Source organism: Blautia sp. ZXY-1-C6 (assembly GCF_056339875.1).
This window is the reverse complement of sequence record NZ_JBWJVQ010000156.1, coordinates 16,990-31,337: the sequence shown is the minus strand read 5'-3', so window position 1 is coordinate 31,337 and position 14,348 is coordinate 16,990. Positions and strand designations below refer to the sequence as shown.

Annotated in this window: 16 protein-coding genes, 1 pseudogene and 1 other annotated feature; of the genes and pseudogenes, 3 read left to right on the top strand and 14 right to left on the bottom strand. The window is 40.2% G+C overall.

Features of this window, described 5'->3' with window-relative positions:
- Positions 1-75: 75 nt before the first annotated feature.
- On the bottom strand, positions 76-921 hold the full coding sequence (locus tag AC075J_RS06800; protein ID WP_020993634.1) for a LysR family transcriptional regulator: 846 nt from the start codon (positions 919-921) through the stop codon (positions 76-78).
- A 256-nt stretch (positions 922-1,177) separates the two neighbouring features.
- On the opposite strand from AC075J_RS06800, the gene AC075J_RS06795 reads away from it, so the two are divergent.
- Positions 1,178-2,089: a 4Fe-4S dicluster domain-containing protein gene (locus tag AC075J_RS06795; protein WP_118616781.1), complete on the top strand. Its 912-nt coding sequence runs from the start codon at positions 1,178-1,180 to the stop codon at positions 2,087-2,089.
- Positions 2,090-2,182: 93 nt separating this feature from the next.
- Here the strand turns inward: AC075J_RS06795 and AC075J_RS06790 are convergent.
- A pseudogene (locus tag AC075J_RS06790) lies at positions 2,183-3,879 on the bottom strand (carbon starvation CstA family protein).
- A gap of 72 nt (positions 3,880-3,951) precedes the next feature.
- Positions 3,952-4,194: a binding site (T-box leader), on the bottom strand.
- A gap of 519 nt (positions 4,195-4,713) precedes the next feature.
- On the opposite strand from AC075J_RS06790, the gene AC075J_RS06785 reads away from it, so the two are divergent.
- Positions 4,714-5,028 (top strand): hypothetical protein, encoded by a 315-nt coding sequence (locus AC075J_RS06785; RefSeq protein WP_476390171.1) that lies wholly within the window; start codon positions 4,714-4,716, stop codon positions 5,026-5,028.
- A gap of 18 nt (positions 5,029-5,046) precedes the next feature.
- Here AC075J_RS06785 and AC075J_RS06780 read toward each other — a convergent pair whose 3' ends face one another.
- The 4 genes from AC075J_RS06780 to AC075J_RS06765 form a co-directional block, all read right to left on the bottom strand.
- On the bottom strand, positions 5,047-5,841 hold the full coding sequence (locus tag AC075J_RS06780; protein WP_022381082.1) for a hypothetical protein: 795 nt from the start codon (positions 5,839-5,841) through the stop codon (positions 5,047-5,049).
- Entirely contained in the window at positions 5,838-6,377 is a 540-nt protein-coding gene (locus tag AC075J_RS06775; RefSeq protein WP_055199806.1) for an RNA polymerase sigma factor, read from the bottom strand. Before AC075J_RS06775 ends, AC075J_RS06780 begins: the two co-directional genes overlap by 4 nt.
- 299 nt (positions 6,378-6,676) lie before the next feature.
- Entirely contained in the window at positions 6,677-7,114 is a 438-nt protein-coding gene (locus AC075J_RS06770; protein WP_055199807.1) for a PPC domain-containing DNA-binding protein, read from the bottom strand.
- A 145-nt stretch (positions 7,115-7,259) separates the two neighbouring features.
- The gene (locus AC075J_RS06765) at positions 7,260-8,042 is read right to left on the bottom strand and encodes a ZIP family metal transporter (RefSeq protein ID WP_055058205.1); all 783 of its coding nucleotides are present in this window, start codon (positions 8,040-8,042) and stop codon (positions 7,260-7,262) included.
- Between the two features lie 164 nt (positions 8,043-8,206).
- Between AC075J_RS06765 and AC075J_RS06760 the strand changes: the two genes are divergently transcribed.
- Positions 8,207-8,305: a DUF6783 domain-containing protein gene (locus AC075J_RS06760; protein ID WP_368208493.1), complete on the top strand. Its 99-nt coding sequence runs from the start codon at positions 8,207-8,209 to the stop codon at positions 8,303-8,305.
- On the opposite strand, the gene AC075J_RS06755 is transcribed toward AC075J_RS06760, so the two are convergent.
- The 8 genes from AC075J_RS06755 to AC075J_RS06720 all read right to left on the bottom strand — a co-directional run bounded on the left by AC075J_RS06755 (position 8,284) and on the right by AC075J_RS06720 (position 14,282).
- Complete coding sequence (locus tag AC075J_RS06755; RefSeq protein ID WP_081018833.1) at positions 8,284-8,667, bottom strand: CHY zinc finger protein; 384 nt, start codon at positions 8,665-8,667, stop codon at positions 8,284-8,286. The two genes, AC075J_RS06760 and AC075J_RS06755, sit on opposite strands and share 22 nt — an antisense overlap.
- Positions 8,651-9,235 carry a biotin transporter BioY gene (locus AC075J_RS06750; protein WP_055058206.1) on the bottom strand — a complete coding sequence of 195 codons (585 nt, stop codon included), beginning with the start codon at positions 9,233-9,235 and terminating at the stop codon, positions 8,651-8,653. Before AC075J_RS06750 ends, AC075J_RS06755 begins: the two co-directional genes overlap by 17 nt.
- Before the next feature lie 322 nt (positions 9,236-9,557).
- On the bottom strand, positions 9,558-11,129 hold the full coding sequence (locus AC075J_RS06745; RefSeq protein ID WP_062808086.1) for an AAA family ATPase: 1,572 nt from the start codon (positions 11,127-11,129) through the stop codon (positions 9,558-9,560).
- A 79-nt stretch (positions 11,130-11,208) separates the two neighbouring features.
- A complete protein-coding gene (locus tag AC075J_RS06740; RefSeq protein ID WP_476390170.1) occupies positions 11,209-11,700 on the bottom strand; it encodes an N-acetyltransferase family protein in 492 nt (163 codons plus the stop codon).
- A 114-nt stretch (positions 11,701-11,814) separates the two neighbouring features.
- Positions 11,815-12,252 (bottom strand): PPC domain-containing DNA-binding protein, encoded by a 438-nt coding sequence (locus AC075J_RS06735; RefSeq protein WP_022379989.1) that lies wholly within the window; start codon positions 12,250-12,252, stop codon positions 11,815-11,817.
- Positions 12,253-12,411: 159 nt separating this feature from the next.
- Complete coding sequence (locus AC075J_RS06730) at positions 12,412-12,783, bottom strand: hypothetical protein (RefSeq protein ID WP_055199820.1); 372 nt, start codon at positions 12,781-12,783, stop codon at positions 12,412-12,414.
- 180 nt (positions 12,784-12,963) lie between these two features.
- On the bottom strand, positions 12,964-13,437 hold the full coding sequence (locus AC075J_RS06725; RefSeq protein ID WP_022379991.1) for a YbaK/EbsC family protein: 474 nt from the start codon (positions 13,435-13,437) through the stop codon (positions 12,964-12,966).
- 26 nt (positions 13,438-13,463) lie between these two features.
- Positions 13,464-14,282, bottom strand: a complete 819-nt coding sequence (locus tag AC075J_RS06720; RefSeq protein WP_062808087.1) for a TrmH family RNA methyltransferase — start codon at positions 14,280-14,282, stop codon at positions 13,464-13,466.
- Positions 14,283-14,348: the final 66 nt, after the last annotated feature.

Sequence of the window (14,348 nt, the reverse complement as noted above, 5' to 3'; positions counted from 1 at the left end):
CGGCAGTATTCTAATCTTCCAACTGCTTTTAAGAAACAATTTTGAATGACTCCCAACGAGTACAGACGCAAGCGGTCATAAAAACCATTCCATCTTCTCCCTCACATCCGCATGCTTCAGATAAATAACATTAAATTCTCTGACTATGGGCTCACCCTTTAATGTAAAAATCCCAAGATCCGGGTCACTTTTGGCAAGTACTTCATATACAAATGAAATTCCATACCCGGACTTGATCAGGTCGATGATCATCTTAAAGCTGGAAATACATATATGCCGGTGAAAACGCTCCAGGGATTCATTATGCTCCAAAAGCTTTTCCTCCAAGATAGCCAGAGTTCCAGAGCCGTTTTCGCGATGAATCAGAGTTTCTTTCAGAATCTCCTCTACAGATACTTCACGGCCTGCAAAGGGATGATCCTTCGGACAGATTCCCACAAAAGGTTCCCGGCGATATAACTGGCTTCCAAATCTGTTTTTGTCAAAGAATCCTTCTATGATGGCATAGTCCAGAGTATTCTGTTCCAATAAATGCAAAAGATGCTTTGTGTTATCCACGATCAGAGTCAGTGCTGTATCCGGCTGATTTAAGAAATCGTGAATCCTGTCTGTGATCACATAGTCACCAATGGTCTTGGTTGCACCGATGCGCAGTTCCCGGAGACCATTGTTTTTTATCTTTTCCCTGAGAAAATTTTCACGCTGCTGAACGGAACGCAAGTAATCCTCCAGCATCTGTGCAGCAGGGGTCTTGATCAGTTTTCTGTTTTCATAAAGAAAAAGGCGGCAGCCGTATTCTTTCTCCAGAAACTGGATATGCTGGGTGACTGCCGGCTGGGTAATATGTAACAGCTCTGCCGCCTCCCTGTAATTCATAACACTGCATACAGCCATAAAGGTTTCTGTTCTGTGATCTAACATAATATTCTCCTTGAACTCTTCCACTCTATTGATATCAGATAGTTTTTTCTGTGCAATAAGAAAAAATTCTGCCCTGAAGGCTTTTTTATAAAGGTTTCTGTTTTTCAGTTTCACAGTTGCATTATTCCATAAATGTTACTTATCGTATAATAAAAACTCATAAATTGATTTTATCATTCATGAAGCCTATAATCAACAAAAGAAACACCGTATATATCAGAGAAAAGCAACAGCTACATAAAGGAGATACTTAAACATGAATGAGGAAAAAATAACAACATCCGCCAACAAAAAACTGAGTCCCGAGGAAATCAAGCGGGTAAAAGGTCTTGGATGCCTTCAGGACAAACGATATGATGACATCTTTAATATTCGGGTCATCACAGGAAATGGACATATTACCACAGATGAACACCGTGCCATTGCAGATGCAGCAGACAAGTTCGGAAATGGTCAGATCACTATGACAACCCGCCTGAGTATGGAAATCCAGGGAGTTCCTTATGATAATATTGAGAAAACAATCGCCTTCCTTGGAGAACACGGCCTGATGACAGGCGGAACCGGAGCTAAAGTGCGTCCTGTTGTCTCATGCAAGGGAACAACCTGCCAGTATGGTCTGATTGATACCTTTGCACTCAGCAAGAAAATCCATGAGCGTTTTTATGTAGGCTATCACGATGTGGTACTCCCACACAAATTCAAGATCGCAGTTGGCGGATGTCCAAATAACTGTGTAAAACCTAATCTGAATGATATGGGAATTATCGGCCAGAGAATCCCAAAACCGGATGCAGAGAAATGCCGGGGATGTAAGAAATGTCAGATTGAAAAAAGCTGTCCTGTACACGTTCCGAAATTAGTTGACGGTAAACTTTACATTGATCCTGAAGAATGTATCCATTGCGGACGCTGCAAGGGAAAATGTCCTTTCGGCGCAGTACCGGAATATCAGAATGGTTATAAGATCTATATCGGAGGCCGCTGGGGTAAGCGAATCTCACACGGTCAGGCTCTTACCAGAATTTTCACAGAGGAAGAAGAAGTAATGGCAGTCATAGAAAAAGCAATCCTTCTCTTCAAAAATGAAGGAATCGCAGGAGAACGATTTGCAGATACTGTGAAACGCCTCGGATTTGAGTATGTGAATGAGAAATTGATTGGCTGAGTATTAAAAAAGACACTTCGGAAAACTTTCCCAAAGTGTCTTTTTTCAGGTTTTTATTTTGATGTAAGAATATCAACAGTTTTATTTCATAAATTATGCAGTCTGTTTTTCATCATTTTTTTCAAAAAGCTTCTTCACTCCCTGGATTGCTACCAGCACACCAAGGATCAGCAGTAACACTGCGAAGATAAGCTGTAAGGTATTTCCAAGGTCCAGGCCTGTGGTAAATAATGCTTTTGTAAGCTTACTGATGGTCATACCCAGTGCAGTAAAGGTAACTGCCATCATAAATACCATAGGAATCCAGAGCATGCAGCCCTGGCGTTTTGTTTTCTTAAGAAATACTGCGCAGGCTACAAGGGCAAGTACAGATAACAGCTGATTGGCAGAACCAAACAGCGGCCAGATTTCTGCATATCCTACCTTTGTAAGCAGATAGGCAAGTACCAGTGTAATGATCGTCGCAAAATATTTATTGGTTACTACTTTTTAAGAACGGGCTCATATTTTCCTCGTCTGTATCAGAATCAAGGAAAAATTCCTGGAATGACAGACGTCCTACTCTGGCTACTGAGTCAAAGAGATGTCAGCGCAAAAGCTGATACAGCCAGATTGATCAGTGTAAATACAAGTGAATGTGGCAAACCGATTACAGAAAGGAAGTTTGCAATAGCACCTGCAAATATCTGCGGCTGAGTGGTAAGTCCCTGTGCTGCTGCCTCACCATCTGCAAAGGATGCAACAGCGATCAGTGCAATAATTGCCAGCATACTTTCCATAAGCATTGCACCAAAGGAAACCGGAAGCATGTTCTTTTCATTTTTGATCTGTTTTGACGCAGTGCCGGAGGATACCAGTGAATGGAAGCCTGAAACTGCACCGCAGGCAATTGTCACGAAAAGAATAGGGAACATATACTGTCCGTCCACATTAAAGCTTGTAAAAGCCTTAAGATTACAGGATGGATTGGCTGCAAATACACCGATAACCGCACCAACGATCATGAAGATCAGCAGATAACTGTTCAGATAATCACGGGGCTGGAGCAGCGCCCATACAGGGGCAACACTGGCTACCAGAATATATGCAAAGATAATAATATGCCAGGTTCCAAGACCTACATATACCGGGAATTTAAGTCCCAGCGCAATTGCGAGCACCAATAATAAAATAGCCACTGCAGTATTGATCCATTTATTAAACTTGGAATATTTAAGGAAAAATCCCAGTCCCACTGCCTCGATGATAAATAACATGGAAGTTGTTGCAACTGCTCCGTTTGCTGCTACCTTGGTAACGGTTCCTGCGTTATCTGTCACAAATCCGTTAAAGGTTCCTGCCACAACATCTGCAAATGCTGCAACAACCAGAATACAGAACAGCCAGCAGAATAAAAGGAATAATTTCTTTCCCAGTTTTCCAATATAGGCTTCAATGATATATCCGATTGTACGGCCTTTGTTCTTTACAGAGGCATACATAGATGCAAAATCCTGAACTGCTCCGAAAAATACACCACCGATCAGGATCCAGAGCATAACCGGAAGCCAGCCGAAAATTGCTGCCTGGATCGGTCCGTTGATAGGACCTGCACCTGCTATAGATGCAAACTGATGACCAAATACCACATTGGTATCAGCCGGTACATAATCCACTCCATCCTCCATCTCATATGCCGGTGTTTTTGCTTTTGGGTCAATGCCCCATTTATTCTGAAGATAACGGCCATACAGAAGATATGCTCCACCAAGCACTACGATAGCTATTATCATCATTACTATTCCACTCATAATGTCTTCCCTCTTCTTTCTTTTATATTTATATATAAAAAAACGCCCCTGTTATCCAATTTCCAATTGGATAACAAAGGCGGAACATTCCGTGGTACCACTTTGTATTATTATACCTGTCACCAGATACAATCTCTTAACACTGTCTAAGCCAAACAGCTTCTCCTGTAACGTGAAGACCACGTCCCGGCTTACTATAGATTTCAGCGGGATGCTCCCGGGTGATATCACAAACTACCATCTGCCGCATCTCACCTGCCTGCGACTCTCTGTAATCCGGTTCCTTCTGTGACCTGTCCTGTTCTATGCATTTCTCTTTTTTATTTATTTAAAGTTTTACTCTTTTTTTTATAAAATATCAAGAGATAATTTATATATATTTTACAATTATAGATAGGTGTTTTTATGCAATATGTATGATTATCAAGCAGATATTCGCAATCCGCTTCGCACGCATACGGTCATTTTATATCGTTATCTGTTACCTATAGCAATCCTCGTAAATAATGCATTTAAGACAGTTCAGCAGAGTGCGAAAGACAAAGAAGATATCTGCAGGCGTGCTGACGCACGGCAAAGATATCCGACGCAGGATTTCACACTCTGATGGGCTGGATTAAGATGCATTATTTTAGAGGATTGCTATAAAACCATTTTCAAATGCATTCATTTGTATAATATACGTAATTGTTTTTCTGTCTTGTACTTTCTCCGTCCTCTGCATATAACAGAGAAAGAAAATTTTACAGAGATTTTTCATTAGCGAGCATGTGTATTTTACAAACTGTTTCTATAATAGTAATCAAAGAATTGAAAGAGAAAAGAGGAATCATTATGTATCAGACATTATGGAATTCTATTAATAAACAGGTAAAAAACTCACATGCTTCCGCAGCTTTTCTGGCTGTTTCACTTATGGGCTGGACAACGATCGGTCTTCTGGCAGGATTTTTGATCTGCATGATCGGCGGTATGTCCTTCGTTACAAAGGTAACTGTTGTCCTTTGCAGTGGCGGGTATACAGGATTGATCTTTGGTTTCTTTGGCGGTATTTTATATCTGTACAGATCAGAACCCCGCCATTTGGCTGCTGCCACCCCTTCACAGGTATTTCCACAACAGTTACAAAAAGATGGTGAACCGGACTGAATTCACCATCTTTTTTCTTTATCTTCTGTTATTAATAACCTCTCTCGCCATATCTGCAAGTTCACCGGCAGATAATTTTCCATCTATTTGCAGCAAATCATACTGGATGCCATCTTTATTCCAGTTAACGCTTTGAACCTGACTGACTTCAATCTGAGAAGCGCTGCCATCGTAACTGAATACAACTTTTCCACTGGCCTGGTCTTTTTTATCCTGTTCTGTCAATTCGTAATCATCCGATACTACTTTATTTATATAATGTACATAATACAGATTTGTTCCATTTATAGTGGCAATAATATCACCTGCCGGTGTAAGCTTTGAATTGAACTTCTGCTGTTCAAACGATACAACATCTCCATTCTTCTGATAATCAAAGGACACAGATTTAAACTTCTCAATTACATTTGCATTGTCGTCCTTAAAACTGTTTTTTACAATATTGCCATCCTTGAAGCAGTACCCGTTCTCAAAGGTATCAATCAGTACCGGTCTATACCCAATATCCTTTGTAACCTGTTCTGCCGTTGGAAGAGATGTATAATCAGCACGTGATGCAGATGAACCTGTCCACATTGAAATCTTTCCTGTTGCCGCCACAGCAGTAGCTCCAATTGTAAGTGTTGCAGCTATCAACAAAGGTAATATTTTCTTTTTTGATCTCATAGTCGTTTGCTTCCTTTCTGTATCTGCGAAGTCAAGTTTTGCATAAACTCTCTGTCTGATATTCTCTGTATCAATATCAAGAGCATTGCAGGAAGTATCTGCCTGTTTTTGTATTCCCAATTCTTTAAGCAAATTTTTTCTTCTCATAATCTTTCCTCCGCATTCGATAACATTTTTCTGAGTTTTCTTTTTCCTCTTGAAAGTCTGGTCTTAACTGTAGAAATATTAAGTCCCATTGCTTTTGAAATGTCCTTGATTTTTTCATCAAATTTATACCGTCTTACAAAAATCTCGCTGTCAGGTTCGCCAAGGCTCATAACTGTTTCCCATACATAATTGTTATGAAAATTCTCTTCAATGAAATTTTTGCCATCTGACAGTTCAATATCCTCAAGAAATGTATGATCCGTTTTTCTGTTTATCCGTTTCAGAGCAAAATTCCGGGCAACGGCAGCAAGATATGACCGTAATGTACCTTTCTGTAAATCTATCCTCCCGGCATTCTTCCAGAGTACAATAAACACATCTGCCACAATTTCTTCAATATCCTCTTTCGGCAGTGAATTGCCGGCCATATGATACAAAACAGTACTCAAATACGGTGTATAAATTTGGATTGCTTCATCTATTGAATTTTTTTCTCTATTCCTGAGACGCTGCAAAAGCTCTGCTTCATCTGTCATATCAACCCAACTTTCTTTTTAATACTTTCAAAAATTAAAAGCTTTTAACCTTTACATTCTTATATATCCTGCCAGGGAACAAAAAGTTTCATTTCTTATAAAAAAAAGTATACAGAACTTGTGTTAAATTCTGTACACTCTCAATGAACTGTTCCTTTTGCATTTTATCTTCTACCCATCCATTTACCTCTGATACCTGATAAAAATAAAACCTCCAAACTGAGTAATCTTATCTTACATCAGTTTGAAGGTTTGCACAAAACTTCCTTGCTCAATCAAAACAAATCGTTTTCTAAGGTTTAGTTAAAATCCCAGAATCCAGTCCCTGTTTCAGGATCGTATTTGCGGTGGATAGTTCCGCCTGTTACCGGACGAAGTTCGATTTCTGCAGTATACAGTACAGTAATTGATTTCATATGACCTGCTGCCATGCAATGTCGTTCACCATCTTTATAAGAGAATGCTGCATGAGTATGATGGTAACAGATATTATTTTCACCTGTGACCACGTTGCCGTTTAAAGATACCAACTCAAGCATTCCGGAAATACGCTGTTCTTCGAAGCTGCCTGTCTCTGGGATAAAGGTCTGAATTTTTGCATCCTTACATCCTCCGATCCCGGAAAAAGTGGCTGATCTGACGTTTTCTTTTTTGCATATTTCGAGGATTGTACTGATGATCTCGTCATCACGATCCATTCTTATGTAATAGCATTCGCCGAATTTTCTGTAGTCCATTTTTTATCTCCATTTAAGTTATTGCTTTTGAATAAATATTGCTTAACAGAAATATTATATTCCTGTTCCCTGCAGATAACAATCCCCAAAAATCTCTGGCAGGGATTGCTATAGTAACGAGTATTTATAGTGTATTATTATCTGTTTATCCAAGAGCTACATCCAGAATCATCATCAGAGAGAATCCTACCGCAAAGAAAATAGTTCCGATGTTGGAGTGTTCTCCGGCAGACATTTCAGGTATGAGCTCTTCTACCACTACATAAAGCATAGCTCCGGCAGCGAAGCTTAAAAGATATGGAAGTGCCGGGACAATGAGGCCGGCAGCCAGGATTGTGAGGACTGCACCGATAGGTTCTACGATTCCGGACAGGACTCCTCCTGCAAAGGCTTTGGTTTTTCCCATTCCCTCAGAACGCAGGGGCATAGAAATAATGGCTCCCTCGGGAAAGTTTTGAATGGCAATCCCGATAGAAAGAGCCATGGCTCCCATTATAGTGATCTGGGCGTGACCTGTTAAATAGCCTGCATATACGACTCCTACTGCCATTCCCTCCGGAATGTTATGCAAAGTTACTGCAAGAACCAGCATGGTAGTTCTCTGAAGTTTGCTCTTCGGACCTTCTGCCTTGTCACTGTTCTGGTGAAGATGCGGGATCATGTGATCCAGCAAGAGCAAAAAAAGCACCCCTATCCAAAATCCCACTGCTGCCGGTACAAATGAAAGCTTCCCCAGTCCGGAAGACTGTTCAATTGCCGGGATCAGCAGACTCCATATGGAAGCTGCAACCATAACTCCTGCAGCAAAGCCGGTAAGTGCCCTTTGAATCTGTTCATTCAGATTCTTCTTCATGAAAAATACGCAGGCAGCTCCTGCAGAAGTTCCAAGAAAAGGAATCAAAATTCCATAAAATACATTTATATCCATCAATTTATTCCTCCTGTTTTTATTTGTATGCAAATAAAAGAAATAGGTTCTTGTTATTTGTTTGATTTAGTTAGTCTGCTCTAACTCTAATCAGTATATCAGATTTTTTTACAAATAAAAAGAGAATACAAAATTTTTTGTTATTTTGTATTCTCTACATTAGAGTGTGTTTGAAAAAGCTTTCTGCAAAATATACTGCAAAGTGGGGCGTGCAGATTGCGGAAATGTTTTTCAAAACACGTTACATAGTGCAACAGAAATAAATATTCTCATGTAAACTGCATTTTGGATTAAATCCTGCGTGGCAGTAAGGGCAGCTGCCTTTTTTGTATTCCTGAAGTGTAAGTTTCCTGCCACAGTTTCCGCATAAAACAGGATAAACTTCTTCCGGTGTTGTTGCAACAAATGAATGGTCTTCCAGTTCATCGTGGCAAGAATAGCATGCGTAATATTTCCTGCATTTCGCACAAAGCAATGCAGCTATGTCAAGCTGTGTGTGATAGTGTGTACACCGTCCTGCTTTATCAAGTCCGATTCCGTGAATCTTTATGTTTTCCTGCTTTACCAGATTGTCTTCCGGCAGGCTATTCTTTAACCTGTTACTTTTATCAGCGGTTTCCTGCATTGTTGATTCCTTTTCTGATGGGAATTGCGATCAGTACTGCAAGAACTGTGATCACAATATCCTTTGGAATAAATGCTGTTAAGGAGTATACTGCGATTGCCGGGATGCTCATGGAGCCTCCTACAAAGTGCCACTGCAGACCACCGATTGTCTCAACGATCAGAAGTCCGATCAGTGCGAATACGATTGAGATTGCAAGATTCTTTGTCTTGTTCTCTGTTTTCGGACGGATTCCGCAGAGCCAGGTCATGATTGGCCATGCCCAGATGTATCCTCCGGTAACTCCCACAATGCTGCTGATTCCGCCTGAGAAGTTAGCAAAGATCGGAAGACCGATGGCTCCTAACAGAACGTAAACCAGTGTTGCTGTAGTTCCAAGCCTGGAACCAAGTACTGCGCCTACAAGTGCTACACCAAATACCTGAATGGTGATCGGTACACCGGTAGGCATTGGCAGTGAAATCTGTGATATTACTGCAAGAACTGCTGCAAACATACCAACCAGTACCATTTCTCTGGTTGTAAATTTTCTCTCTGCAGCAGGGCTTTTTGCATATGACTGACTCATAATAAGACTCTCCTCTTTCCCTGTTAATGATTGATTTTGACCTTCTTTTTTATATCATAAGCAGAGAAGATTGTCAACCCGTTCTTCAATTTTGGGTTTACATTTGTAATAAGTCGTTACTGTTCACACACCACTGTCCCGCGAGGTGTTTTGGCATGAATATGCCAAAATCCCGAGACATACCGCGCGAATTTATGCGATTAGCATAAATTAAGTTTGCGAAGCAAATGATACTCCTTGGGCATTGCACAAGGAGGTTCATATTTCCTGCATCGCAAAGCGTGTTGCTGTGAACAGTAACAATAAATCATATATAGCGTTGTTATTTCACTATCTTCTCAATCATGCACTGATGCTCTTTATCCTTCTTCGAATAATTAATCCCTGCCAAAAGAATATTTCCTGCATATTCCTCCAGACTTTTACAATATTGCTTCTGTTTAATCTGAGAAATAGCTCCTTTGGCACTTTTATCCCATTTTAATTCCACTACCAGAGCAGGTTTATCAGGAAATTTTTTTCTCGGAATAAAGACCATATCCGCAAATCCCTTTCCTGTTGGCAGTTCACGATATACGCTATAATAGTTTCTAGCCGCATACAGAGCCAGTGAAATAGTATAACTTAATGCATTTTCATCATTATACTGAAGATGCGAGGTCTCAAAGTGTGCTCTTTGGATTCCCTGTGCAACCATCTGCTCATTCTGATTCCAGATTGCATTCAGGACATCTGCCGAATTTTTTAAAGCTTTTGACACTTCACCCCAGTCTGATACAGAAACAGCATTTGCATACTCATTCCGGATTTCATTATTAGGAATATACACACAATGTTCTGTAGAATCATATGCCAGATATCCCAGATGGATCAATAAGGTCAAAACATCATTCTCATCCCGGAATGTCGTCATATCATTTGTAAAATTTCCGGTATTAACAGGAATATGCTCTCCTGCCAGCATACTGAGAATATCATCCTTTAACCCCTCAAAATTCATATCTATATAAGTCTGCAGTGCTTCAAAAGATTCTGTCATATTCCAGTAGTTTCTGATAGAACCAAAAAGCATGCCGTTTACCACAGACCTTGGATTATAAACCGGCTCACAGTTTTCAAACCTGTACCCGTCATACCATTCTCTGATTTCCCTCATATCCATATGATATTTCTCACATAATTCTCTGACTTCTGTCTCTGTAAAACCCACAAACTTCGCCAGAGGTCCTGCATAAATCATAGAAAATTCATCAAACATATTCAGGGCAGAATGTGTTCCATATTTCTTTACCGGCAGGATTCCTGTCATATAAGCAAGATGAATATAAGATTTATCCTTAAGAAAATCCCGCAGAAAATCAAGATACTGCTCCTGTGCTTCTTTATCTGACTTGTATTCTCTGAAAATACAATCCCACTCATCTATAATAATCACAAACGGACATCCTGTCTGCTGATATACATCCTGCATACTTTCAGCAAGATCTTCTTCATCAAAATAGTCCACATCAGGATATTCCTGTTTCAGGTCACGCATCAGAATCCGATTTAATCGCAGGACCATTTTCTCTACTGTCTTACTGCGGCTTAGGAATTCCTGCATATTTATAAAGAAAACATTGTATTTGTTCAGATATTTTGAAAAAGATGAATCTTCTTTTATCTTAAGTCCGTCAAATAATTTTTCAGACTGACATCCTCTGCTGTAATATGCAGCCAGCATATTTGCAGTCATAGATTTTCCGAAACGTCTTGGTCTGCTTACACAGACATTTTGCTGCATGGTGTTAAAAACACGATTGGTATATTGTATCAGTTCTGTTTTGTCCACATAAATCTCAGAATTGATTGCTTTATAAAATTTATCATTGCCGGGATTTAAATACACACCCATTTCACACACCTGCTTTCCTGACAGATATTTTAATTTACCGTAACTATAAAAGTTCCGGTGCAGTAAAATCTTTTATGTTCTACAGCACATAATAATGCGGAATAATATCTTCATAATGTCCATCCGGCATTCTGAATCCCTGGGGAATTACGCCAAGTCTGTTAAAACCGATTCTTTCATATAAATGTAATGCATGGGTGTTATTTGCAACCACTGCATTGAACTGCATAACACGAAAGCCATTTTCCTTCGCCTGTGCAAGGCAGTCAAGAACCAGTTTCTCGCCAATGTGTTCACCACGGAAATCTCTTCTTACTGCATAGCTGGCATTACAGATATGTCCGCATCTTCCTACATTGTTCGGGTGCAGGATATAAAGACCGACAATTTCATTATTGTCAGTGTTTACTGCGATTCCTGTATAGGTCTGTTCTTTGAAAAAAGCATCTCCTGTTTCTTCTGTCAGGTTCTCTTCCTGCGGAAATGCTACACCATCCTCTACTACCTGATTCCATATTGTAATAGCAGCTGTTAAGTCTTCTGTCTGATATTCTCTGATTACAATACTCATTCTTCTGTCCTCCATTTTCCATATCATACCGTCAACGATCAGTTTTCTGTTTCTTTACATACATCTGCCCACTGCTTATTGCTTTTAGCAATTGAAACATGGGACTTACTTGATTTAATTAAAATCCCAGAATCCAGTCCCTGTTTCAGGATCATATTTGCGGCGGATAGTTCCGCCTGTTACCGGATGAAGTTCGATTTCTGCAGTATACAGTACAGTAATTGATTTCATATGACCTGCTGCCATGCAATGTCGTTCACCATCTTTATAAGAAAATACTGCATGGGTATGATGGTAACAAGTATTATTTTCACCTGTGACCACGTTACCGTTTAAAGATACCAACTCAAGCATTCCGGAAATGCGCTGTTCTTCGAAGCTGCCTGTCTCTGGGATAAAGGTCTGGATTTCTGCATCCTTACATCCTCCGATCCCTGAAAAAGTGGCTGATCTGATGTTTTCTTTTTTGCATATTTCGAGGATTGTACTGATGATCTCGTCATTACGATCCATTCTTATGTAATAGCATTCGCCGAATTTTCTGTAATCCATTTTTTATCTCCATTTAAGTTATTACTTTCGGATAAATATTGCTTAACAGAAATATTATATTCCTGTTTCCTGTTGATAACAATCCCTATCATTCTGTTTCTGTCATTTAAAGAAGTGTACGTTACTGTGAACGGAGTAAACAGTAACAAGTGTGCAATTTTAACATCTTCCACAGTTCCTGCACGGGTTGCATCTGGCTTTTTTTATGTGCGGATACCATTCATGGATTTCCGGTAATGGATCGCCTTTTTTCCATTCTTTTACACTATAGTGATCCGTAAAAAACACTTTTTCCCCAAAGTATTCTATTTCCAGTGGATAAATTGTAATTTTTTCAGGATTCATACAGCTTTGACAGATTCTCGGGGACAATATCTGATCTCCAAATGATACTGCCTGATTCATAGTGATAATCTGCACATGATTTTCACTGATATATTCTATTTTCTGTTCTGCTGCACATGTGTATGCTGAGGGAATTTTCACTTTGTTGATCGTAAATATCCCCGCAGGAGTTTTTACTGTTTTCATTAATTTTCCACCTTTTATATTCACTATGTTCAAAGAAGATAAAGATGAGTGAAGAAAAAACAAGTTCTTTGTATTTGTCCATAATGTCATCCGGCATTCTGAATCCCTGGGGAATCACGCCAAGTCTGGTAAAACCGATTCTTTCATATAAATGTAATGCATGGGTGTTACCATGAACGATCAGTTTTCTGTTTCTTTACACACATCCACCCATCCGTTTGCCTCTGCTACCTGTTCCAGTTCCGGGATTGTGAGCTTTACTGCACTGTGATCATTGCCGGCAGCCGGATATACTGTGGTAAATTGTTTCAGACTTTCGTCAAGGTAGACTTCAATTCCCTCATTAATTCCGAACGGGCATACCCCTCCCGGAGCGTGACCGATGATGTTTTCTACTTCATCAAATGGAATCATTTTTGCCTTTATATGAAAAGTATCTTTATATTTTCGGTTATCTACTCTGGCTGTACCCTCTGTTAAGATCAGGACTGCTTTATCGTTCTGCAAAAAGGACATAGTCTTTGCGATCATACCCGGCTCTACATGAAGGGCTTCTGCTGCTTCTGTTACTGTGGCAGTGGATGCTTCCAGTTCGATCACATGGTCAAGAAAGCCTTTTTCTTCCAGATATTTTTCTGCTTTTTCCAAAGACATTTTTTCATTTCCTCCTGAGTTATATCTTATCTGTGTCCCAGCTCCCAGAATGCCACTGCACTTGCTGCTGCCACATTCAATGAATCTACTCCGTGGGACATTGGTATCTTTACTGTATAATCGCAATCTGCAATGGTCTGTGATGCAAGGCCGTCACCTTCCGTTCCGAGAATGACTGCCAGTTTTTCTTCTGACCGGAGTGCTTTATCATCAATTCCTACGGAATCGTCACGCAGAGCCATTGCCGCTGTTTTGAATCCCAGTTTTTGCAGAATCTTCATTCCATCCTGTGGCCATACAGTTTTTTTATCAAAATATGTCCAGGGAATCTGGAATACAGTTCCCATGCTGACTCTGGCTGCACGTCGGTAAAGCGGGTCACTGCATCCGCCGGTCAGAAGTACTGCATCCATATGGAGTGCTGCTGCTGAGCGAAAAATAGCTCCGATATTTGTAGGATTTACAACATTTTCAAGAACTGCTATGCGGCTGGCATTTCTGCAGATTTCCTCTACAGATGGCAGTGGATTTCTGCGCATTGCACATAGCATTCCGCGTGTGAGGGCAAATCCGGTCAGCTTGACCAGAAGTTCATATTCCGCGGTATAAACCGGCACATCCGGATATTGTTTCAGGATTTCCTGTGCCTCTCCTTCCAGATCTTTATGCTCCACCAGGAAAGAGATTGGCTGATATCCTGCATTCAGGGCACGTTCAATTACTTTCGGACTCTCCGCAATGAAAATTCCCGGTTCCGGTTCATAATATCGTAAAAGCTGCACTTCTGATGTTCTGGCATATACATCCAGTTCCGGCGCAGCGAAATCTTTTATTTCGTTAAACATAAAAATAAAACCTCCAAACTGAGTAATCTTATCTTACATCAGTTTGGAGGTTTATACAAGAATTCC